The organism is Bradyrhizobium ivorense, from assembly GCF_900696085.1.
Lineage (GTDB): Bacteria > Pseudomonadota > Alphaproteobacteria > Rhizobiales > Xanthobacteraceae > Bradyrhizobium > Bradyrhizobium ivorense.
In genome coordinates this window covers 111,792-134,500 of the sequence record NZ_CAADFC020000012.1, presented here as the reverse complement: position 1 = coordinate 134,500, position 22,709 = coordinate 111,792, and the positions used below count along the sequence as shown (strand labels likewise).

The window sequence follows — 22,709 nt, the reverse complement described above, 5'->3', positions numbered from 1 at the left end:
CTCGGGAAGAGGAATGCGGAAATGAATCTCTATCACAGGCCGGGCGCGCAATGGCTGGCTTATCTCGTCTTCTACGTCGTGCTTGCGGCCGTGCCGTTCGTGGTCAGCGACAACTTCCTGCTGAATCAGCTGTCGACCTATGGCGTGTTTGCCATGCTCGCGCTGTCGATCAGCCTCTGCTGGGGTTTCGGCGGCATTTTGAACCTCGGCCAGGGCATTCCGTTCGGTCTCGGCGCCTATGGCATGGCAATGACCATGCAGATGCAGTCGCAGGACGCGTCCAACCCGATGCCGCCCTTCATGCTGAACAACAGCCTTGATCGTCTGCCGCTGTTCTGGGTTCCGTTCTGGAACACCGGTGTCGGGATCACCCTGGCCTTGGTCGTGCCGACGCTGTTTTGCGCCATCTTCGGCTGGCTGATGTTTCGCGCCCGCGTCTCGGGCCCGTTCTTCGCGATCATGACGCTTGCCATGCTCAGCGCCTGGGGCACGCTGATCCTTGACATTCAGCCCTACACCAACGGGGTCAACGGCATCACTCCGCCGGCTCCGTTGAAACTTGGGGAGATCGTCGTCGATCCCTACAGCCCGGCTGCCTACTGGACGGTGCTTGCGCTGCTCGTGCTGGCGACTGTCGTCGCGAAGCTCATGACGCTGAGCCGGTTCGGCCTGGTCGTGCAGTCCGTACGCAACGACGCCGAGCGCGTTCGCTTCCTCGGCTACAATGTCGCGGGCTACGAGACCGCGATCTACACCATCTCGGGCTTCTTTGCCGCGGTGGCGGGCTGCTGCTGGGTGATGCTGACGCAGTACGTCTCGCCCGCCCAGTTCGACACCACCTTCAGCCTGTCGATGGTGATCTGGGCCGGCATCGGCGGCCGCATGTCTCTGATGGGGGCGATCCTCGGCGCGTTCCTGATCCAGGGCGCGCAGAGCTATCTCGGAGACGCCTTCCTCAACACCTGGCTGCTGATCCTCGGCGGCTTCTTCATCCTCGTCGTGCGCTTCCTGCCCAAGGGGCTGATCGGCCTGGTCGAAAGCGCGCTCGGAAGACTGTCCTCGTCGACGGGCGGCAAGACGGACGGCAATGGCGTGTCCTCCATCCGCAGCCGCCTTTTGCAGCAGCCGGGCGAGTGAGGAGACGGCCATGAGTTTTCTCGAGATCCGCAATCTCTGCAAAAGCTTCGACACCGTCTCGGTCATCAATGATTTCAGCATTGAGCTGGTCGAGCAGACTTTGTGTTGCCTGGTCGGACCGAACGGGGCGGGCAAGACCACGACGATGGACCTCGTCACCGGGCGGCAGAAGCCGACCTCAGGTCAGATCATCTTCTGCGACGACGACATCACAGGTCTTGACGAGCACGAAATCGCCCGTCGCGGCATCGGTCGCAAATTCCAGGTGCCGGCCGTGTTCCGCGACCTGACGGTGCGGCAGAACCTCGAGGTCGCCTATAGCCGCAGTACGCATCCGCTGAAGAACCTGTTCCGCTTCCGGGCACCGGGCTTCGCGGACAAGCTGGACGAGGTGCTGTCGGTCACCGGGCTCGGCGGCCGGCTGAACATCGAGGCCGGCATTCTCTCGCATGGCGAGACCCAGTGGCTAGAGATCGGCATGGTGCTGATGCAGAACCCGCGTCTGCTTCTGCTCGACGAGCCGGTTGCCGGCATGACCGAGTCGGAGATCGATAAGACCGCGGAGATCTTCAACAATCTCAAGCGCACCAACTCCCTTGTGGTGGTCGAGCACGACATGGCCTTCGTTCGCCAGATCGCCGACGTGGTCACCGTGATGCACATGGGAAGCCTGCTCGCGCAAGGGCCGATCAGCGAAATCGAAGCCAACGAGCGCGTTCGTGAGGTCTATCTCGGCGAAACGGGGGAAGCGTAGCCATGCTGCTCGCGATGGACCGGGTCACTTCCTACTACGGCAAGACGGCGATCCTGAAGGACTTCTCGTTCGGCATCGAGGAAGGCAAGTGTCTGTGCGTGCTCGGCCGCAACGGCGTGGGCAAGACGACACTGATGCGCACCATCATGGGGCTGACCGACCGATCAATCGGCGACATCACGATCAAGGGTACCGAGATCGGCTCGTCGCCGACTCATGTCCGGGCCAAGCTCGGTATCGGCTACGTCCCCCAGGGGCGTGGAATTCTCTCGGAGTTCACCGTCCGGGAAAATATCCTGCTGGGCACCTTCGCACGCCATGACGGTCGTCCGGATATCCCCGAGGTTTGCCTTCAGATGTTCCCCTATCTAAAGGCGAACCTGGACCGCCGGGCAGGGCTGCTGTCCGGCGGTCAAAAACAGCAGCTCGCGATTGCGCGCGCGTTGGCCGTCGACCCGAAGATCCTGCTGCTCGACGAGCCGACCGAAGGCATTCAGCCGAACATCGTTCACGAGATCGGCGAGACCCTCATGACTCTCAATCGCAAACTCGGAATCACGCTTCTCCTTACCGAGCAGCATATTCGGGTCGCCCGGCGGCTGGGAGACGCGTTCCTGATGGTCGACAACGGCCGCGTGGTCGCAAGCGGGCCGATGGCCCAACTGACCGACGATGTCATTCATCATTACCTCACCATCTAGCCAACCGGAGCAGACCGATGATTCCGATACCGCGACCGTCAACGCCCGATGCGCAGCGCATGATCAAGGAGCACAAGGAGTGCATCGACTCGATGAAGGGCGTGGCTGGCAACAGCGTGCTCAAATGTGCGACGCCCGGCGACACCACGACGGTCACCGGTGGAATCCACGAAGACTTCCAGCTCAATCGCGTCTTGCTGCGGATGCGCGCCGCTCCGGCCAAGGGCAAGCTCGTCGTCGTCTGCACCAAGGTCGAGAAGGAATGGCGTATCGCGCGGCTGTCGGGCATCCGCGGCGTTCCGCCCGAGTTCGTGAATGACAAGGTCTACGACAACGAACAGGACCCGCAACACGACATCTTCCTGATGCGGCTCGAAGAATATCCGGAACAGGACGGATTTCCGGAACACTTCCGCGAAGGATGGAAGCGCCGCGACGACATGTGGACTGTGACCTGATTGGTATCGAAGCGAAACGTCTACGATTGAGGGCACGAAGATGAGTTGGATGAAGATCACGGGGTACGCGGACAAATTCAGCGTGCACCCGGGAGACACGATCAAGTTCTATGTGAACTGCGACGGTCCGGCCGAATACAAGGTCGAGATCGTCAAGATGATCCATGCGGACACCAATCCACGCGGGCCCGGATTCATCGAGGAGAAGATCGAAGCCGCCTGCAACGGCACCTACAAGGGCCTGAAACAGGAGATCTACAGCGGCTCCTACGGCTTCGTCGTGGACAAGCCGCAGTTCTGCCTGGAGAGCGTGACGCTGCAATGCTGGATCTGGCCGACCACGCCGAAGACCCATCCGAAGTACTGGAAGCACGGTGCCCAGGGCCTCGTCACGAAATGGCTTGACGGCAAGGGCTACGGTCTCTTCATCAACGAGGAGGGTTGCGTCGAATTCCGCGTCAACGACCAGGTCATCACGACCGGTGCTCCGCTGCGCGATCACGCCTGGCACTTCATCGCGGCGACGTTCGACGGCAAGACCGGCGAAGCGGCGCTCTACCACGAGCCGCAGGTCGTGTACGCGCTCGATCCGGAGATCCCGCCCGTCAGCAAGAAGCTGTCGACCAAGCTCGCCTACACGCCGGGCACGCCGACCGTGATCGCCGGCTATTGTGGTGCACTCAGCGATGCGCCGCAGGCCAGGGCGTCGGTTCCGTCCGGCACTCTCATCAAGGGGCACTACAACGGCAAGATCGACAGCCCGCGGGTCTGCAACCGCGCTCTCAGCCGGCTCGAGATCGAGACCATGAAGCTCGGTGCGCAACCGGGTCTCACGGAACGGAGGAACTCGGGTCCGACCGGCAAGCTCTCCGAGGCGATCGTCGCATCCTGGGATTTCTCCGACGGCATCAACACGCTGGTCGGCAAGGACAAGGGGCCGTATCTGTTCGATGCGACCATCGTGAATTGCCCGACACGTGCGATGACCGGCTACAATTGGGAAGGCCAGGTGTTCGACTGGAAGACCGCGCCGGAACAGTACGGCGCCATCCATTTCCACGACGACGACATCGACAACGCCCGATGGCAGGTCAGCTTCGAATGGTCGGTGCCAAAGGGTACCAGCAGCAAGTTCTATGCGGCGAAGCTGACCTCGCAGGACGGAGCTGAGGACTACATCCCGTTCTGGGTCGTGCCGCGTGTCGGCGAGGAGACCGCCAAGATCGCCTTCATGGTGCCCAGCATCAGCTACATGGCCTACGCGAACGAGCACCTTGCGAACAATGCCGGCGGCGCCGAGCTGCTGGTCTATCGCGTGCCGATTATGCAGCAGCAGAACATGTTCCTCTCGGAACACCGCGAATATGGCGGATCGATCTACGATACTCATACTGACGGCAGCGGGCTTTGCCTGTCATCGCGGCTGCGCCCGATCCTGAGCATCCGGCCGAAATACGATCATTTCCTCGCGCAGGCGCCATGGCAGTATCCGGCCGATCTCCACATGATCTACTGGCTGGAGAAGAAGGGTTACGAGTACGACGTGATCACCGACGAGGACGTAACCTATGACGGCCTTGCGCGGCTCGAGAACTACAATGTGATCATCACGGGCTCGCATCCCGAGCACAACAGCGGCCCGCAGCTCGACGCGCTGCACAACTACATGCAGCGCGGTGGACGCTTCATGTATATGGGCGCCGACGGCTGGTATTGGGTCCATTCCTACCATCCGGCCTATGATGGCCTCGGCCGCGGCGTCATGACGGAGATGCGACGTTGCGAGAGCGGTATCCGCACCTGGCGCGCCGATCCCGGCGAATACTACCATCAGGGCACCGGCGAGCTCGGAGGCATGTGGCGCTTCCGCGGCCGCTACCTGCACACCGTGGCCGGCACCGGCATGTCGTCGGAAGGGTTCGACATCTCCTCGTGCTATTCACGAACGCCGGAGAGCAACGATGCGCGGGTCGCTTGGGCATTCGAGGGCATCAACTACGACGAGAAACTCGGCAATTTCGGTCTGGTCGGCGGCGGTGCCGCCGGCACCGAGCTGGACATCGTCGACACCATGCTCGGCAGCCCGCCGCATACACTGGTTGTCGCGACGTCGGCCGGTCGGCATACCGAAGGATACCTGCTGGTCATGGAGGACTACGGCTTCAATCAGCAGGGGCTTGACGGCACCCAGCATCCGCGCGTGCGCTCGGACATTGCTTATCATGAGACGCCGAATGGCGGCGCGTCGTTCGCTTTCTCGTCGATCGCGTTCTGCGGCGCACTGCCCTGGAACAACGGCGACAACAATATCTCGACGCTGGTCGGCAACGTCCTCAACCGCTTCATGGCGGATGGTCCGCTGCCGATGCCGGATCCGGCCGCCATCGCTCATCGCGGTCGCGCGGACTACGATCCGCCGATGAACAAGGCGCGCAAATAGCACTCATCACCAGCAGAACGGGGCGGGCCGTTGCGGCGCCGCCCCCGCTCAACGGGGCGCCGCATGCTTACTCATCCCGAAACCATCTATATCGACGAGGGCGTCGATTTTCTCGACGCCCGGCTTTATTCCGCCTGTCGTGCACCGTTTGGCCTTGCGATCATGCTGCCGCGACGGGCCTATACTTCGGAGGTGTTTCAGCGGCTCGAGAATGAGAAAGTCTGGACCCGCGACTGGGTCTGTGTCGGTTCCGCGCCGGAGATCGGTGAGCCCCACGATCTCCTGCCGTACACGATCGGGCAGCATGCCATTCACGTGCAGAGGCAGGAGGATGGCTCGCTGATCGGACGCTTCAACAAGGCGCAGCACGGCGGGTGCCGCGCCATTCCAGCGCAGTGCCGGACCGGGAAGAAGACCAAATGCTCGTACACGTCCTGCGGCTACAGCCGTGACCGCGACGTCATTCAAGGTGGCGTCCTGACGGAGCTGGCGCCGCAGATGGGGCAGTATCTCGGCGCAGTGCCGGAGCGGCTGATTCCGGCGAAGGTGAAAACCTCCGGTCCGCTCATATTTGCCAATATCGATCCGACTCCCGACGTCGAGCGTCAATTCGACCAGCCTGTCTGGCCGCAGAATCTGGTGAGGCTCAGCGGGCATTGGCAGGAGCACCGGTCCAACTGGAAGCTGGCGGGCGCAGCCCTGGTGGATGTTGCGCGCTCCTACGAGGCGGGAGGCGGAGCCGTCAACCACGTTGCGTCGGAGTGGTGCTTTCCGAATCTGGTGTTGATCAGGACGCGGCACGCCACGCTCGCGATCGTGCTTCAGCCCACGGCGATGGACCAGACGTTGTGGCGGCTTTCTTTCTTCAGTCGCCCCGATCTGTCGTACGCCGAACATGACGCTGCCTGCGGCGTGCTCCTGCGGCTGCTTGAGAAAGCCGCCGCGGAGGCGACGTCGCGACAGGGCGATATCGAATTGTGCTTGTCGGGGGAGACGACGGAGCGCAGCCGCGCCGGCTGGCAGTTCAATCAGTTGCTGATGCAGCGTATCGCCGAGCGTCACGTCTCCTACTGGAATGCCCCATTGATGCATGCGTGACGGAGCCCACACATGGTCTTCAGCGTCCAACAGGTCAAGTACGAGTTTCTCGCCTACATCAAGGAGTTCGACCAGTCGTTCCCGCATTGGTGTGTCGGCATTTCCGACACCCCCAAGGAGACGCTGTTCGACAAGCACGGTGTCCGCACCGGCGAGGATCCCTGGCTATACAAGCAATTGCTCACGCACAGGGCCGCGCGGACGGTCTACGACTACTTCGTCCAACATCTGAAGACGGCCGGTGTCCCGCCCGAAGGCGAGACGAACGAGTTTGACTGCGTCTACCTGTTCAAGATGGCCCCCCACACCCGCCAGTAAGGAGAGTCCCATGCCGACCGCGAGCGATGGTGAAGCCGCTTTTCTGGAACGCGACTACGGGAAGGCCCGACAAATCTGGGAACCGTTGGCGCAAGCGGGAGACGCCCAGGCCGAGGCATGGCTTGGGTCTCTCTATGCCAACGGGTTGGGTGTCGACCGTGACGCTTCGCATGCCTTTGGGCTGTACCTGCGTGCCGCCGAGAAGGGCAATCCGCTCGCCGCCAACAATGTCGGAGCGATGTATGCGAAGGGAGAGGGGATCGTCGCGGACCTGGCGCTGGCCGCCTCCTGGTTTCGCCAGGCGGCCGAGCAGGGCGATGTCCTCGGGCAGTTCAACTACGCCGCGTTGCTGACCAAGGGACAGGGTGTTGCGATCGACATGCCGCGGGCTGTCGAGTGGTATCGGCGCGCAGCGATGGCCGGGCATTATCCATCGCAGGCTCGGCTTGGTTATTGCTGTGCCAGGGGACGAGGCACCACGGTCGACCGTATCGAGGCTTTTGTCTGGCTCAGCGCGGCTGCCAGGCACGGTGTCGGCCTCGCCATGGCGGAGCTTGAAGAACTCGTGCGGAGTATGAGCGAGGACGAGAAGCGGGAAGGCCGCCGCCGTCTTGGCGAGCGCAGCAGCCCGCAGACGGCCGCGCTGACGGTCTGACCGGTATGGCGAGCCTGCAGTTCAGCTAATCCGTAGACGGGCCGTGCTGCCTGAAGCGTATTGTGCAACAGGCAGGCGATCGTCATCGGGCCGACCCCGCCCGGCACGGGCGTAATGGCCCGCGCGACAGCCACGGCTTCGGCGAACGCGACATCTCCAACCAGCCGTCCCTTTGCCGCGCCCGCTGCGGGCAACCGGTTGATGCCGACGTCGATGACGATCGCGCCGGGCTTGATCCAGTCGCCGCGCACCAGCTCGGGGCGACCGACCGCCGCGATGAGGATGTCGGCCATCCGGCATAGCTCCGGCAGTTCGCGGCTTCGGGAATGCGCGGTCGTTACCGTGCAGTCGGCCTGGAGAAGGAGTTGTGCGATCGGCCTGCCGACGATATTCGAGCGGCCGATAACCACGGCGTGCAATCCGACGGGCGTGGGCTCCACCGATCGCAGCAGCAGCATGCAGCCGAGCGGCGTGCAGGGAACCAAGCCGGTCAATCCGCTTGTCAGCCGCCCGGCATTCTCGGGATGGAAGCCGTCGACGTCCTTGGCGGGATCGATGGCGCGGATCACCAAGTCGGACCGGATATGGACGGGGAGCGGTAGCTGCACCAAGATCCCGTCGACGGTATCGTCGGCATTCAGTCGCGCGATCAGCGCAAGCAGCTCCGTCTGCGATGTCTCGGCCGGCAGCCGGTGCTCAAAGGATCGCATGCCGACTGCGACGGTCTGGCGCGCTTTGGATCCGACATAGACCTCGCTAGCCGGATCGTTGCCGACCAGCACGACGGCGAGGCCCGGCCTGCGGCCGGCATGCGCAGCCCACTGCGCGACGTCGATGGCGAGCTCCGCCCGCACTTTGTCCGCGATCGCCTTGCCGTCGATGGTGCTTGCCTGCATTTTCAATCCCTGAAAACCACCGTCTTTCGTCCGTTGAGAAGCACGCGGCCGTCGATGTGCCAGAACACGGCGCGTGACAGCACGCGCCGCTCGATATCGCGGCCCTTGCGCACGAGATCGTCCGGCCGGTCCTGATGGGAGATGCGCTCGACGTCCTGCTCGATGATCGGGCCCTCGTCGAGGTCGGCCGTGACATAGTGCGCCGTGGCGCCGATCAGCTTGACCCCGCGACCATGCGCCTGATGATAGGGCTTGGCACCCTTGAAGCCCGGCAGGAATGAATGGTGGATATTGATGCATCGCCCGGCGAGCCGGGTCGAGAGGTCGTCGGACAGGATCTGCATGTAGCGCGCGAGCACGACGAGGTCGATCTGCCGGTCCTCGACGATTTGCCAGATCCTCGCTTCCTGCTGCTCCTTTGTCTGCGGTGTAACCGGGAGATGATCGAAGGCGATACCGCTCAGATCGTGGTGGACGTAGGTTTCGCCGGGATGATTGGAGACAATGCCGGAGATGTCGATCGCGAGTTCGCCGATGCGCCAGCGGTAGAGCAGGTCGGCGAGGCAGTGGTCGAAACGTGACACCAGGATCAGAACCCGCGCCTTGTCCGACGTTGCGCGCAGCTTCCATTGCATGGTCAGGCCCTCGGCCAGTTCCGACAGCGCGACCCGGCAAGCGGTCAAGTTGTCGTTCGCGACGAAGTTGAAGCGGATGCGCGCGAAGAAGAGATTGGTCTCGACGTCATCATACTGATGGGCTTCCTGAATATTACCGCCCACGTCGAACAGCGTTCGCGCCACCGCGGCGACAATGCCGGGCCGGTTCGGACAGGAGAACGTCAAAATATAACTGCTGGCGGTCATGGTGCGGATCGACGGTGTTGAAGGATTTCACAGATCGGCTGGCAGATCCTGCCAGGTCAAACCGTATTCGGCGGCGCTTTCGGAGAACCAGTGCCAAAAGCTGCGCGCGAGGCTGCGGAACAGGCTGATCTCGAAGCAGGCACTCCCGTCAGGCGCGTCCTCGCGTCGCCAGATCGTGGCGCCGATATGGGACACGATCGTGGTGGCGGCGTCGCCGCTGTTGAATGCGCGTCCGTCGAGATCGATCGGGAATCCCTTGGCGAGGGCCTCCCTGGTCGCCCTGCCGCCGACCCGAAACACCGCGTAACCGCCGCTCTGATCCGATATCGACGCCGTCCCGCCTACCAGCGACCTGAAAGAGGCATGGAAAGCCGGCGTGTCGGCCTCGCTCATGACGAACCAGGTTTGCGGGCCGAGGCCGACGAATGCGATGTCGCGACCTGTCACGAAGGCGGGGCGCTCCGGCAGATCCGCCTGGCAGGACTGCGCAATGCGCGAGCGCAGGGCGTGCTCCTGTCCCCGGCGGGCCTGCATGGTCATGAGCGCGAGACCGCGACGCTCCATGATCGTCACCCCGCCGCCTGGCGCGCCGCGCGGGACTGAAGACAAAGCGGATGTCGGCGACAGCTCAGCCATGGAGATTTTTTCCTTCGGGGTCGAGGAAGACCGGCGGCACCACCTCGACCAGGATGTCGCCGTTCCGGACCGGATCATAGGCGCGCACATGCTGGCCGTAGCGGGAGGGGCCATGCTTGAGCAAGCCGAGCCCGATCCAGTGCCCGAGCATCGGAGAGAAGGCGACGGAGGTGACGTATCCTTCGTCGTGCTTCATGGTCGCCGCGGCACCCGGCGCGAGGAAGTGCGCGCCGGCGCGGAGCCGTTCGCCGCGATCGACGGGTCTGATGCCGACCAGGGCCGGCCGGTCGGCGGCGGTCAAGCCAGGGCGCTGTGCCAGAACCCGTCCAATGAAGTCCTTCTTCTGCGACATCATGCGGCCGAGGCCGAGATCCGCTGCGGTGGTTGTGCCGTTGAGCTCGTTGCCGGCGACATGTCCCTTCTCGATGCGCATGACGCCGAGCGCTTCGGTGCCGTAGGGGACCGCGCCGTATCCGGCTCCAGCATCCATGATTGCCCGGATCGCCGCGTCGCCGAACGTCGCCGGCACGGCGAGCTCGTAGGCGAGCTCTCCGGAAAACGAGACGCGATAAATGCGTGCCGATACGCCGCGCCAGGTGAACTCGGCGCAACCCAGATAGGGCAGCGTCGCGTCCGACACGTCGTAGGCGCCGCAGAGCAGGCGTGCCAGGAGATTGCGTGAGCGTGGGCCGGCGATCGAATATTGCGACCACTGCTCCGTGACCGACGCGAGCTGAACGTCGAGCTCCGGCCACAGCACCTGGCGGGCGTGCTCGAGATGCTGCATGACCTTGCTGGCGTTCGCCGTCGTGGTCGACATCATGTAGTGATCGGGCGCAAATCGCGCGCTGGTGCCGTCATCCATCACGATGCCGTCTTCGCGCAACATCAGGCCGTAGCGCACCTTGCCGACCGGCAGCGTCGAGAACGTGTTGGCATAGACGCGGTCGAGAAATACCCCGGCATCGCTGCCCTGGACGTCGATCTTGCCGAGCGTCGAGACGTCGCAGACACCGACCCGCTCGCGTGTCTCGCGCACCTCACGGCTCACCGTCGCCAGCCAGTCCGTCTCGCCGGGTTGCGCGAACCATTGCGCGCGCAGCCATTGTCCGGCCTCGACGAAGGTGGCGCCGCTTTCGTTGGCCCAGCCGTGTCCGGCCGTCAGGCGGGTCGGCCGAAACTCTTTGCCGCGATGGTGGCCGGCAAACGCCGCGATTGCGACCGGCGTATAGGGCGGACGCAACATGGTGGTGCCGACATCGCTGATGGCTTTGCCGGTCAGCTCGGCCATCATGGCGTGGCCGTTCAGGTTCGAGGTCTTGCCCTGGTCGGTCGCCATGCCGAGCGTGGTGTAGCGCTTGAGCAGCTCGACGGACCTGAAGCCTTCGCGCGCGGCGAGCGCGACGTCGTCGCTGGTGACGTCGTTCTGAAAATCGACGAACGACTTCGAACGCGAGGCGGCGACATGCGAGAGCGGCGTGACACCGTCGAACTCCTCATGGGCTTGTGGAACAGCCATCGCCTTTGCGGCGAAGCCCATGGTTTCTGCCGCTTGCGTTCCGGCCATGATGCCATCACGCAGGGCGCTCGACAGTGTGAAGTGGCCGGCGGCGGCGCCGACCACCGCCATACCAGGCGGCGCCTTGCCGGGAATGAAACTTGCGACCTTGTCGGACCATTCCGGACGGTTCCCCAGATGGGTCGCCAGCGCCAGATTCGCATTCCACCCACCGGAGACGGCCAGCAAGTCCACCTCCAGCTCGCCGGTGCGATTGCTGCCGTTCCGGAATACGATGGTCTTCAGCTCGTGGCCGCCGCGCGTATCGATGACCTGCGCGCCTGCGATCACCGCGATTCCCAACTCTTTCGCACGGTCCGCGAGAGCCCGATCGACCTGCGGCCGTGCGTCGAGAATGGCCGCGACCTCAATCCGGTGTCGCGCCAGGTCGAATGCGGTGGACCACGCATCGTCGCAACTCGCGAACACGGCTGCACGACGGCCGGGCGCAACCGCGAACCGGTTCAGATAGGTCCGCACGGCGGACGCCAACATGACACCGGGACGGTCGTTGCCGCCGAACACGATCGGCCGCTCGATCGCGCCGGCGGCTAGCACGCTGCGCCTGGCGACGATCTTCCAGAGCCGCTGACGCGGTTGGTGCGGTGCGGGCACCAGCAGATGATCGGACACCCGCTCGACTGCGCCGTAGGTGCCGCCATCGTAGACACCAAACACGGTGGTCCGGAGCAGCATGCGGACGTTTGACAAGGCCTGCAGCTCGGCGACGGCCTGCTCGGCCCAGGTCGCCCCGGCAAGGGAATCGACCTCGCATGTATCGGCATTGAGCCGTCCGCCAAACACGAAGTCTTCCTCGCAGAGTATGACGCGCGCGCCGGCCCGGCCGGCTGCCAGGGCTGCCGCGAGACCCGCGGCTCCACTTCCGACGACGAGAAGGTCGCAGAAGGCGTGTGTCTTCTCGTAGCCGTCGGGGTCGGCTTCGCCGCTGGCGCGTCCGAGACCCGCCGCACGGCGGATCGCTGGCTCATAGACCTTCTCCCAGAAGGAAGCCGGCCACATGAAGGTCTTGTAGTAGAAGCCTGCGACAAACAGGGGTGAGAGCACCGAGCTGAGTGCGCCGACATCGACCTTCAGCGACGGCCAGCGGTTCTGGCTGCGCGCCTCGAGCCAATCGAACAGTTCGATCGTGGTGGCGCGCGTGTTCGGCTCGCGTCGCGCATTGCGCCGCAGTTCGACGAGTGCGTTGGGCTCTTCCGAGCCGGCGGTCAGGATGCCGCGCGGCCGGTGATATTTGAACGAGCGGCCGACCAGCCTGACCCCGTTCGCGAGCAGCGCCGCGGCAAGGGTGTCGCCGGGGAAGCCTGAATACGACACCCCATCAAAGAAGAATCGCAGGCGCGTTGTGCGATCGATCTGTCCGCCTGTTGCAAGCCTGTGTGGTCCAGCGGGATTGACCATGATCAGGAGCCCGCGAATGCCGTATCGAGAATCTCGTGCGTCCGCGTGTCGCGCCGCACGCGCAGCCAGCCCCGGCAGCCATTGGCGTGGTACCAGAGTTCCTCATGCGGGCCGGCGGGATTGTCTCGGAGATACACCGCCTCATAGAATCGCCGCTGCGCGTCGGGCGCCGCGGGATCGGGGCGCGCCGCCATGTCGCCGTGATAGATATACTCGCTGAGGTCGCGCTCACCGCAATAAGGACATCGGATACGCATTTCGGGACACTCGTCGCAATCTCAATGGAGGTTGGGTTGGGCGCCCTGGCCCTTTTCGTCGATGAGATGGCCAGTTTCGAAACGGTCCAACCGGTAGTCGGACGCGACCTCATGATGTTCGTCGCGCGCGAGCAGGTGCGCGAAGCACCAGCCCGAAGCCGGCGTCGCCTTGAAGCCGCCATAGCACCAGCCCGAATTCAGATAGAGCCCGTCGAGCGGCGTGCGGTCGATGATCGGCGAGCCGTCCATCGACATGTCGAGCAGGCCGGCCCAATTACGAAGGATGCGGACGCGTCCGATGATCGGCATCAATGCCATGCCGCCTTCGCAGACGTCCTCGACGACGGGCAGGTTGCCGCGCTGGGCATAGGAGTTGTAGCCGTCGATGTCTCCGCCGAACACCAGGCCGCCCTTGTCGGACTGGCTGATGTAGAAGTGGCCGGCGCCGAAGGTGACGACACAGGGGATCAGCGGCTTGACGGCCTCGGACACGAAGGCCTGTATCAGATGGCTCTCGATCGGCAGCCTGAGACCAAGCAACTTCGCGACCCTGGAGCTGCTGCCGGCGACCGCCAGTCCGACCTTTCCGGCATGAATGGTGCCACGCGTGGTCTCGACGGCGATCACACGATCGCCTTCACGCAGGAAGCCGGTAACCTCGCAATTCTGCACGATGTCGACACCGAGATCGCTCGCACCGCGTGCGTAACCCCACACCACGGCGTCGTGACGGGCAGTGCCGCCGCGACGCTGCAGCAAGCCGCCCTTGATCGGAAAGCGGGCATTGTCGAAATCGGCGAATGGCAGAATGCGGCGAACGGCGTCCGTGTCGATCAGCTCGGCGTCCGCTCCGGCCAGCCGCATGGCGTTGCCGCGGCGCGCGAAGGCATCGCGTTGTGCATCGGAGTGAAACACGTTGAGCACGCCGCGCTGACTCACCATGGCGTTGTAGTTGAGCTCCTGCTCAAGCCCCTCCCATAGCTTCATCGACCATTCGTAGAACGGCTCGTTTCCGGGAAGCAGGTAGTTGGAGCGGATGATGGTGGTGTTGCGTCCGGCGTTGCCGGAGCCGATCCAGCCCTTTTCCAGCACCGCGACGTTCCGCAGGCCGTGCTTCTTTGCAAGATAATAGGCTGTTGCGAGACCGTGGCCGCCGCCGCCGACGACGACGATGTCATAGCTCGGCCGCGGCTCGGCATCGCGCCATGCAGGCTGCCAGTCGCGATGGCCGCGCAGCGCCGCGCGGCCAAGGGTGAGGAAAGAGTATCGCATGAGCCGCAAAACCGGAGACCAGCTTGTGAGCCGGAGCATGTACTGATAAGTACGGACCAGCATGGCAAAAAACGACGTAAACTTATCTCAAGGCGACACACCTCGGATGAGCCGGGTCGGCTTCCTGCTCATCCCGGGCTTTCCGCTGATGTCCTACGCGTCCGCGATCGAACCGCTTCGTGCGGCCAACGTTCTGACCGGACGGGTCCTGTATCGTTGGCGCCACATTTCGATTGAGGGACAAGAGATCGTCGCTTCCAATGGCGTGCGGATTCAGGCGGACGCGAGTATCGCCGACATCGGGCGGATGGATACGATCATCGTATGCGCCGGCGGAAATCCGCAAAGTTTCCGTCATCCGGGCACGATGGCGTTCCTGCGCAAGGTTGTCCGGCATGGTGTGCGGTTGGGGGGAGTGTCGGCTGGTCCCTTCCTGCTTGCCCGAGCAGGCGTGCTGGACGGCTACCGATGTACGCTTCACTGGGAGCACATCCCGGCATTCACCGAAACATTCCCCTTCCTGCATCTCAGCCAGGCGTTGTTCGAGATCGATCGCGACCGGTTTACCTGCGCGGGCGGTATCGCGGCATTGGACATGATGCACGCGCTGATCCGTATCGATCACGGCGCGCGAGTGGCGGCCGCTGTCAGCGACTGGTTCCTGCAGACCGAAGTCCGCCGCGGCGAAGTGGCGCAACGTCTTTCCCCCACCGAGCGCTTCGGCGTCCATCATCCAAAGCTGGTCGTCGCGCTGTCCCGGATGGAGGGAAACGTCGAGGCCCCGCTGACCCCTCGTCGGCTGGCGCGGCACGCCGGAGTTTCGGTGCGGCAGCTCGAGCGGCTGTTCGCCAAATATCTGCGCACGACGATCACGCGGCGCTATGCGCAAATGCGACTTGAGCGCGCCCGGCTGCTGCTGAGACAGACGTCGATGCCGATCGGTGAAATCGCGGCGGCTACGGGCTACGGAACGCCGGCAAATTTTTCACGGGCGTACCGGGGACAATTTGGACTTTCTCCGCGCCAGGAGCGTCTCGTCGAATGATGGCGTGGAGTTCATTCTGAGCCCGAGATCGCATTTGCTACGGTTCGCGCCCATGTTGCCGCCGAAATATCTGGCAGAGCTGCCGCTCCATTGTGCAATCGCGGAGCCGCAACGACCATCCGTAGCGATTGGACTTTTGAACGTTACTGCTGAAGGACCGGGCGCGGCGCCTTGAATACGGCTGTCTCGGATGACAATTCGGGTAGCTGGCGCGTTGGCTTGAACGGCGATGCGTGCGTTGGCACGATCTTGGCACAAGGAGAGGCGTTCGATGCTCTTTCCCTGCATCCGATCAGACTCACCGCTCTCCATCATGGCGAAGCGACAAGTGGGCAATCTTCGGAGAATAACGTTGATGCTGCGTATCGAGTGCGTATTGGGAAGCCGGGTGGAGCCCGAACTCTCCGAGCAACTGCACAGGCTCGAGCATCGGGGGGCGGTCGACATCGTGACCATCCCGGTAGTCGATTTGGCACGACGTCGGCTGCTGATCACCACGAGCGGCGGCGAAGAACTCGCGATCGCGCTGCCCCGGCATCAAAAACTGTTCGATGGCGCGGTTCTTCTGCTGGAGAAAGAGCGGGCGATCGTGGTGCGGGCGGCCACGGAGCGCTGGCTGCGGCTGGAGCCGCGCTCGTTGAGCGACGCGATTGAGCTCGGCTACCAGGCGGGCAATCTCCACTGGCGCGTTCGCTTCGAGGGAGGGGTTCTGCTGGTGGCCCTCGAAGGACGTCCGGAAGACTACCTTGCCAGGCTCGAGGGCCTCATCGAGTCCGGCCGCGTCGGGGCCGGCGTGATCGAGCAAGCCGTCGATCATGAAGCTGCGCCTTTCGCGGAGCACGGGCACCCCCACTCCCGCCCTCCTGGTCACGGCCACTAGCCATGCTGTCGACGCTTCGCGCAATGTGGCAGGCTGACGGAGCCTTTCCCAGCGGATCGTTCGCATTCTCCTACGGACTGGAGGGCGCGATCGCGCTGCGGGAGGGAATGCAGCAGGCAGAGTTTGCGCAGCTGATGCACGCAATCATCCGGCATCGTTGGGCGACGTTTGACCGTATCGCGCTCGTGCGCGCGTTTCGGGCCGGCGCGGACGTTGCGACAATCGCCGGCATAGATCGCGAGGTCGAGGCGTCGACGCTGTTCAGTGCCTTGCGTCGGGGGTCGCGGCGCAACGGCGCCTCGTTTCTCGCCACGCACGCGCGGCTCGGCAATGAGTCTGCGGTTAGTCTGCGAGACGCCGTGCGTCGCGGCGAATGTCTCGGTCACATCGCCGTCATGCAGGGAGCGGTCTGGTCTACGGTCGGGCTCGACGAGGAACTCGTCCAGCTGACCAGCGGCTACGCGGCGGTCTCCGGCCTCATCACCGCCGCCATACGTCTCGGCGCAATCGGCGTGCTGCAAGGGCAGACGATCCTGCGAGATTGCCTGCCGCTGATCCAGCAGTTCGTGGTGCAGCCGGTGGCGATCGATGTCGAGATGGAAAGCTTTCTCCCGTTCCTCGACGTCGCGTCCGCGCGGCACGAGCAGGCCGATCTCAGACTGTTTGCCAATTGAGGTGATGCGGCATGTTATTGACCCCAACCGAGCTTGAACGACTGACGATCTTCAGCGCCGCCGGGCTGGCGCGGCGCCGCCGCGAGCGTGGCCTGAAGCTCAACTATCCGGAGGCGGTAGCTATCATCACCGACGAGATACTCGAAGGCGCGCGGGATGGCCGCTCGGTGGCCGATTTGATCGGGTTCGGCTCGACGATTCTGACCACGGCAGACGTGCTGCCTGGCATCGCCTCGATGATGGACATCATTCAGGTCGAGTGCGTCTTTCCGGACGGAACCAAGCTTGTGACCGTCCACGAGCCGATTCGTCCTGCGCCGGGTGCTGAAGCCGATCCCGAGCATCCCGGCAAGGTGCAGGCACTGGACGGCTCGATCGAGCTCAATGCCGGCCGGCGCAAGGTCACGTTGACCGCGGTCAATACCGGCGATCGGCCGATCCAGATCGGCTCGCATTTCCATTTCTTCGAGGTCAACAAGGCGCTCGAATTCGACCGCTCCGCCGCGTTCAACATGCGCCTCGACATTCCGGCCGGGACGGCGGTGCGGTTCGAGCCCGGCGGATCCAAGGAAATCTCGCTGGTGGAATTTGGTGGGCAGAAGGAACTCACCGGTCTTAACAACTTGACCAACGGCCAGGGCGGAGATCCGGCTGTGCGCGATGCAGCTTTGGCGCGCGCCAGGTCGCGCGATTTTCGTGGGGCGTAGTTGGCAAACACCAATAAATTGAGGGGACTCACGTGACCAGGATCGACCGGCGGGACTACGCCGCCCTCTATGGACCGACTACCGGCGATTCCGTGCGTCTCGGCGATACCTCACTTTTCGCCGTGGTCGAGAAGGATCATGCCGTCTATGGCGACGAATGCCTGCATGGCGGCGGCAAGACGCTGCGCGACGGGATCGGCATGGCCGGCATCACCAGCGCCGAGGGGGCGCTCGATTTCCTGCTGTGCAACGTCACCGTCATCGATCCCGTCATCGGCATCGTGAAGGGAGACCTCGGTATCCGCAACGGACGAATCGTGGGTATCGGCAAGGCTGGCAATCCGGCCATCATGGACGGCGTCGATCCGTATCTGATCGTCTCGACCGGCACGACCGTCCGCGATTGCGAGGGGCTGATCGCGACTCCCGGTGCAATCGACGTTCACGTCCATTTCGACAGCGCCGGCCTCGTCGAGCACGCGCTTGCCAGCGGCATCACGACGATGATCGGGGGATCACTTGGCCCCATTACCGTCGGCATCGACTCCTCGGGTCCGTTCAACACCGGGAAGATGCTGCAGGCAGCCGAAGCCTGGCCGATGAATTTCGGCTTTCTCGGCCGCGGCAATTCGCATCGTGCGCCGCCGATGGTGGAGCAGCTCGAGACCGGCGTCATGGGTCTCAAGCTGCATGAGGACTGGGGTTCGATGCCGGCGGCGATCGATACGTGTCTGCGCGTCGCCGACGATTACGACTTTCAGGTGCAGATCCACACCGATACGCTTAATGAATCCGGCTTTGTCGAGAACACGCTCGAAGCGATCGGCGGCCGCACCATTCACATGTATCACACGGAAGGTGCGGGCGGTGGCCACGCACCCGATATTATTCGCGTCGCCGGGGAGATGCACTGTCTGCCGTCGTCCACCAATCCGACCAACCCCTACACGGTCAACACGTTCGACGAACATCTCGACATGACCATGGTCTGTCATCACCTCAATCCGTCCATTCCCGAGGATGTCGCCTTCGCCGAGAGCAGGATCAGGGCGCAGACCATTGCTGCCGAAGACGTGTTGCATGACATCGGTGCGATCTCGATGCTGGGTTCTGACAGCCAGGGCATGGGCCGTATCCACGAGGTGATCTGCCGGACATGGCAGCTTGCTTCCAAGATGAAGGATCAGCGGGGCCCGTTGCCCGAGGAACGGCTGGGCTTTGGCGACAATGCCCGGATCCGCCGCTATATCGCCAAATACACCATCAATGCTGCAAGGACCTTCGGCATTTCCGACCACGTGGGCTCGCTGGAGGCCGGCAAGCTCGCCGACATTGTGGTGTGGCGTCCTGCATTCTTCGGCATTAAGCCGGAGCTTGTCATCAAGGGCGGGTTCATCGCATGGGGCGCCATGGGCGACAGCGCGGCGTCGCTGATGACCTGCGAGCCCATGCTGATGCGGCCGCAATGGGGCGCATTCGGTCGTGCGCCGGCCGCCCTGTCCGCCTGCTTCGTGCACCCGCTGGCGCTTGAGCGCGATCTCGGAGGAGCACTTGGACTTTCGAAGCAGCTGCTGCCGGTCGGCAACACGCGCAAGCTCAGCAAGCGCGACATGCTCTGGAATGACGCCTGTCCCAACGTGTCTGTCGATCCTGAAACCTTCGAGGTCTTCGTCGATGGCGTGCTAGCGACGTGTGAACCGGCGCGCGAGTTGCCCTTGGCGCGACGCTACATGTTGAGGTGAGGTCATGCGTGTTCAGACCGCCTTCAATTTACAGGCAGGCCGTTCCGGCCCGGGTGCTGCGCGCGTCGGCATCGGTGGCCCGGTCGGCTCCGGCAAGACCGCGCTGATCGAGGCGTTGATCCCCGTGCTGCAACAGCGCGGCATCGATTTCGCCGTCGTCACCAACGATCTCGTCACCAAGGAGGATGCCGAGCGGCTGCGGCGCTCCGGATTGATCGATCCCGCGCGCGTGACCGCGGTCGAGGCCGGTGCCTGCCCGCACACCGTGATTCGTGAAGATCCGACCCTGAATATCGCTGCCGGCGACGATCTTGAAGCCCGCTTCCCGGGTATTGAGCTGATCTTGTTCGAATCGGGCGGCGATAATCTTGCCTCGACCTTCTCGCTCGATCTGGTCGACTGGTGGATCTTCGTCATCGACGTGGCCGGAGGAGACGACATCCCGCGGAAGAAGGGGCCTGGCCTGTTGCGCTGCGACCTTCTTGTCGTCAACAAGGTCGATCTGGCGCCGTATGTCGGCGTCAATATTGATCGTATGCTGGAAGAGGCAAGAGCGGTACGCAGCGGTCGCGCCGTGATTCCGACTAATGTGCGTGGCGGGTTTGGAATCGAGGAGGTCGCGGATGCAATCTCTGCCTCTGTCCTCTTCCGCGTTTGATACCGGCCGCACTGCGGAGGCTCATGTTGTGGCGGAGCGGGCCGGCGGCCGGACTATCCTGCGCCGCCAGCATGTCGGTTATCCGCTGCATGTGACGCGGGGCTTCTACCTCGACGCTGCGCGGCCCGATGTCCTGACGCTCTACATCCAATCGGCATCCGGCGGGCTCTATGCAGGCGACCGTTTGACGCTGGATGTCGACGTCGGCACGGAAGCGGCGCTCCATCTCACGACACAGGCCGCTACCGTCGTACATCACGGACGAGGGGGCCGCTCGATGCAGCAGTTGCGCATCCGTGTGGGCCCGCGGGCGTTCTGCGCCATATCAAGCGACCCCTATGTGCTGTTTCCCGGCGCAAACCTTGCGCTCGACGCCACCGCCGTGGTTGGGGAGGATGCCGTGCTGCTGCTGGTCGATGGCCTCGCGGTGCACGATCCGCGATGCTCGGGACATGGCTTTGCCGAATATGTCACCCAACAGCGGGTGATGCGGCCGGACGGCAGACTCCTGCTGCTGGATCGCGGGCGTCTCGCGGGCGGGCAACTGCGAAACGGCGCGTTGGGGACCATGGCGGCAGCCGCAAGCGCCTTGCTCGTGGCACCACGAGACAAGCTGCCCGGCATCTTGTCGTTGACCCAGGCTGCGGACGAATGCGGCTGTCTTGCGGGCGTATCGGAGGCACCGAACCAGGCCGGGCTTGTGGTGCGCATGCTTGCGCCCGACGGCGGAGTCCTGACGCGCGGAATCGAAGCTGTGTTTCAAGTCGCCGCCCGCGCTGCGCTGGGCGTAGAAGCCGCGCGACGGAGGAAATGACAAGGATCGCGGTTGCCCGAAGAATAGATCGAGGTCAAGCCCTCGTGTTTGCTATCGAGAACAACGTTCCGAGTTAGGATGCCCGCCGATAAGAAAACAGCGCCTCCCCCTGTTCGTTCGTTTGCCGTCGTGACGCCTTGCAAGAGACCGCTCCGGATCGTCTTGGCGCGCCCGGCGGATCGTTGGAGCGGCAGAACTGCCTGAAGGCTGACACCGGACTCATCCCGGAACGCCGCCGGTTCTGGCTAGCCCCTCGCGCTGGAACAAATCTGCCCCCTTTCATCACGTCGACACATATGTCATTGTAAGAATACAAATGCTCGAACTGGCCAGCAGGCCAGCTAACCGGGCTTTGACAGGGAGGACCTTCCATGAAGAGAGCAGCATTCTTGGCGGCTTTGTTCACGGTTTTGGCGCTGGTGTCCCCGGCGAAGGCCGCGCGAATCGAGGTGCAATGGTGGCACGCGATGAGCGGCGTGCTGGGCGATCGGCTCAATGAGGTCGTCGAGAAATTCAACAAGTCCCAGGACAAGTACACCGTCGTTGCCGTGGCCAAGGGCAATTACGATGAGGTGACCAACGGCGTCATCGCCGCCTACCGCGCCAAACGGCCGCCGGAGATGGTGCAGATCGCCGAGCGCGGCTACATGACCATGCTGCTGTCGGATGCCGTGGTGCCGGTGCAGGATCTCCTGGAAAAGCAGGGCTACAAGATCGACTTCGCCGATTTCATCAAGCCTGTTGCGAGCTTCTGGAGCTACAAGGGGCGGATGTCGGCGCTGCCGTTCAACTCGTCGACGCCGATCTTCTGGTACAACAAGGATCACTTCCAGAAAGCGGGCTTCGACAAGCCGGCCGACACCTGGCAGGAACTGGAGAAGCAGCTCTACGCCATCAAGGCCAAGGGAATCAGCGAATGCGGTACCGTGCTGCCCGGCGACTTTTACTGGAGCCTGCTGGAGAACTACAGCGCCATCAACAATCAACCCTATGGCACGCTGGCCAACGGGTTTGACGGTCTCGGCACCGAGTTCGTCTACAACAAGACCAAGGTGGTCTCGCAGGTGGCGCGGCTGAAGAAATGGCTCGATGACGGCATCATGCAGATTGCCGGCCAGGGATTCAGCCCGGAGCAATTGTTCACTTCCGGCCGCTGCTCGACCTTCGTCAACTCGACGGCCTCGCACGGCAATATCGAGCGCAACGCCACCATCAACTGGAGCGCCACGTTCCTGCCGCATGAAAGCGACATCGATCCGCCGCTCAACAGCACGATCGGCGGCGGCGCGATCTGGGTGATGAAAGGCCACACGCCGGAGCGCTACGAGGCTGTGGCGGCCTTCCTCAACTTCATCGCCCAACCGGAAACCCAGGTGTGGTGGCACGGCGCCACCGGCTACGTTCCGGCGACCAATCGCGCTTACGAGCTTGCGCGCGAGCGAGGCTATTACAAGGATCACCCGACCCGGGAGATCGCCGTGCTACAATTGTCGCGCGGGACTCCGAACGAAAATTCGCGCGGCTTCCGCTTCGGAAATTTCGTGCAAACCATGCTGGCGCAGCGCCAGGAGGTGGAGGCGGTCTTTGCGGGCCAGAAACAGCCGCAGCAAGCTATGGATGACGCGGTCAAGCGTGGCAACGAGATCCTCCGGCAGTTCGAGAAGCTCAATGCCGGGAAAAACCTCGACGGCGATCGCTAACGGCCATGACCGCGCGTTCGTCAGCGA

The 22,709-nt window shown here is 63.5% G+C and carries 21 protein-coding genes and 1 pseudogene; 16 read left to right on the top strand and 6 right to left on the bottom strand.

Annotation, left to right across the window (positions count from 1 at the left end; genetic code table 11):
- Window positions 1–21 precede the first annotated feature (21 nt).
- The 8 genes from urtC (at window position 22) to CI41S_RS17225 (ending at window position 7,561) form a co-directional block, all read left to right on the top strand.
- Window positions 22–1,137, top strand: a complete 1,116-nt coding sequence (urtC, locus tag CI41S_RS17260; protein WP_139860737.1) for an urea ABC transporter permease subunit UrtC — start codon at window positions 22–24, stop codon at window positions 1,135–1,137.
- Between the two features lie 10 nt (window positions 1,138–1,147).
- Complete coding sequence (gene urtD, locus CI41S_RS17255; protein WP_139487316.1) at window positions 1,148–1,891, top strand: urea ABC transporter ATP-binding protein UrtD; 744 nt, start codon at window positions 1,148–1,150, stop codon at window positions 1,889–1,891.
- A 2-nt stretch (window positions 1,892–1,893) separates the two neighbouring features.
- Complete coding sequence (gene urtE, locus CI41S_RS17250; RefSeq protein WP_139487317.1) at window positions 1,894–2,592, top strand: urea ABC transporter ATP-binding subunit UrtE; 699 nt, start codon at window positions 1,894–1,896, stop codon at window positions 2,590–2,592.
- Between the two features lie 17 nt (window positions 2,593–2,609).
- Window positions 2,610–3,050, top strand: coding sequence for a N,N-dimethylformamidase alpha subunit family protein (locus CI41S_RS17245; RefSeq protein WP_139487318.1), 441 nt, complete (start codon window positions 2,610–2,612; stop codon window positions 3,048–3,050).
- A gap of 40 nt (window positions 3,051–3,090) precedes the next feature.
- Entirely contained in the window at window positions 3,091–5,490 is a 2,400-nt protein-coding gene (locus CI41S_RS17240; protein WP_139860735.1) for a N,N-dimethylformamidase beta subunit family domain-containing protein, read from the top strand.
- A 63-nt stretch (window positions 5,491–5,553) separates the two neighbouring features.
- Window positions 5,554–6,588, top strand: a complete 1,035-nt coding sequence (locus CI41S_RS17235) for a ring-hydroxylating oxygenase subunit alpha (RefSeq protein ID WP_139860733.1) — start codon at window positions 5,554–5,556, stop codon at window positions 6,586–6,588.
- 12 nt (window positions 6,589–6,600) lie between these two features.
- Entirely contained in the window at window positions 6,601–6,906 is a 306-nt protein-coding gene (locus CI41S_RS17230) for a hypothetical protein (RefSeq protein ID WP_139487321.1), read from the top strand.
- Window positions 6,907–6,916: 10 nt separating this feature from the next.
- Entirely contained in the window at window positions 6,917–7,561 is a 645-nt protein-coding gene (locus tag CI41S_RS17225) for a tetratricopeptide repeat protein (RefSeq protein WP_139860731.1), read from the top strand.
- 23 nt (window positions 7,562–7,584) lie between these two features.
- On the opposite strand, the pseudogene folD reads toward CI41S_RS17225, so the two are convergent.
- From folD to CI41S_RS17195, 6 genes and pseudogenes are all read right to left on the bottom strand, one after another.
- Window positions 7,585–8,457, bottom strand: a pseudogene (gene folD / locus CI41S_RS17220) (bifunctional methylenetetrahydrofolate dehydrogenase/methenyltetrahydrofolate cyclohydrolase FolD); the annotation flags it as partial.
- Window positions 8,458–8,459: 2 nt separating this feature from the next.
- Window positions 8,460–9,320, bottom strand: a complete 861-nt coding sequence (gene purU, locus CI41S_RS17215; RefSeq protein ID WP_139860729.1) for a formyltetrahydrofolate deformylase — start codon at window positions 9,318–9,320, stop codon at window positions 8,460–8,462.
- 27 nt (window positions 9,321–9,347) lie between these two features.
- A complete protein-coding gene (locus tag CI41S_RS17210; protein WP_139860727.1) occupies window positions 9,348–9,956 on the bottom strand; it encodes a sarcosine oxidase subunit gamma in 609 nt (202 codons plus the stop codon).
- On the bottom strand, window positions 9,949–12,933 hold the full coding sequence (locus CI41S_RS17205; RefSeq protein WP_139860724.1) for a sarcosine oxidase subunit alpha family protein: 2,985 nt from the start codon (window positions 12,931–12,933) through the stop codon (window positions 9,949–9,951). Before CI41S_RS17205 ends, CI41S_RS17210 begins: the two co-directional genes overlap by 8 nt.
- A 2-nt stretch (window positions 12,934–12,935) precedes the next feature.
- Window positions 12,936–13,190, bottom strand: coding sequence for a sarcosine oxidase subunit delta (locus tag CI41S_RS17200; RefSeq protein ID WP_139860721.1), 255 nt, complete (start codon window positions 13,188–13,190; stop codon window positions 12,936–12,938).
- Between the two features lie 21 nt (window positions 13,191–13,211).
- On the bottom strand, window positions 13,212–14,462 hold the full coding sequence (locus CI41S_RS17195; protein ID WP_139860718.1) for a sarcosine oxidase subunit beta family protein: 1,251 nt from the start codon (window positions 14,460–14,462) through the stop codon (window positions 13,212–13,214).
- A 106-nt stretch (window positions 14,463–14,568) separates the two neighbouring features.
- On the opposite strand from CI41S_RS17195, the gene CI41S_RS17190 reads away from it, so the two are divergent.
- The 8 genes from CI41S_RS17190 (at window position 14,569) to CI41S_RS17155 (ending at window position 22,682) form a co-directional block, all read left to right on the top strand.
- On the top strand, window positions 14,569–15,507 hold the full coding sequence (locus CI41S_RS17190) for a GlxA family transcriptional regulator (RefSeq protein WP_175607158.1): 939 nt from the start codon (window positions 14,569–14,571) through the stop codon (window positions 15,505–15,507).
- 355 nt (window positions 15,508–15,862) lie between these two features.
- Window positions 15,863–16,387, top strand: a complete 525-nt coding sequence (gene ureE, locus CI41S_RS17185) for an urease accessory protein UreE (RefSeq protein ID WP_139860715.1) — start codon at window positions 15,863–15,865, stop codon at window positions 16,385–16,387.
- 2 nt (window positions 16,388–16,389) lie between these two features.
- Entirely contained in the window at window positions 16,390–17,061 is a 672-nt protein-coding gene (locus CI41S_RS17180) for an urease accessory protein UreF (RefSeq protein WP_139860712.1), read from the top strand.
- A gap of 11 nt (window positions 17,062–17,072) precedes the next feature.
- The gene (locus tag CI41S_RS17175) at window positions 17,073–17,768 is read left to right on the top strand and encodes an urease subunit gamma (RefSeq protein ID WP_139860709.1); all 696 of its coding nucleotides are present in this window, start codon (window positions 17,073–17,075) and stop codon (window positions 17,766–17,768) included.
- Window positions 17,769–17,800: 32 nt separating this feature from the next.
- Window positions 17,801–19,510, top strand: a complete 1,710-nt coding sequence (ureC, locus tag CI41S_RS17170; protein WP_139860706.1) for an urease subunit alpha — start codon at window positions 17,801–17,803, stop codon at window positions 19,508–19,510.
- A gap of 4 nt (window positions 19,511–19,514) precedes the next feature.
- Window positions 19,515–20,168 (top strand): urease accessory protein UreG, encoded by a 654-nt coding sequence (gene ureG, locus CI41S_RS17165; protein ID WP_139487333.1) that lies wholly within the window; start codon window positions 19,515–19,517, stop codon window positions 20,166–20,168.
- On the top strand, window positions 20,134–20,982 hold the full coding sequence (locus tag CI41S_RS17160; RefSeq protein ID WP_139860703.1) for an urease accessory protein UreD: 849 nt from the start codon (window positions 20,134–20,136) through the stop codon (window positions 20,980–20,982). The genes ureG and CI41S_RS17160 overlap by 35 nt, the downstream gene beginning before the upstream one ends.
- 371 nt (window positions 20,983–21,353) lie before the next feature.
- Window positions 21,354–22,682 (top strand): extracellular solute-binding protein, encoded by a 1,329-nt coding sequence (locus CI41S_RS17155; protein ID WP_139860698.1) that lies wholly within the window; start codon window positions 21,354–21,356, stop codon window positions 22,680–22,682.
- The last annotated feature ends 27 nt before the right edge of the window (window positions 22,683–22,709 follow it).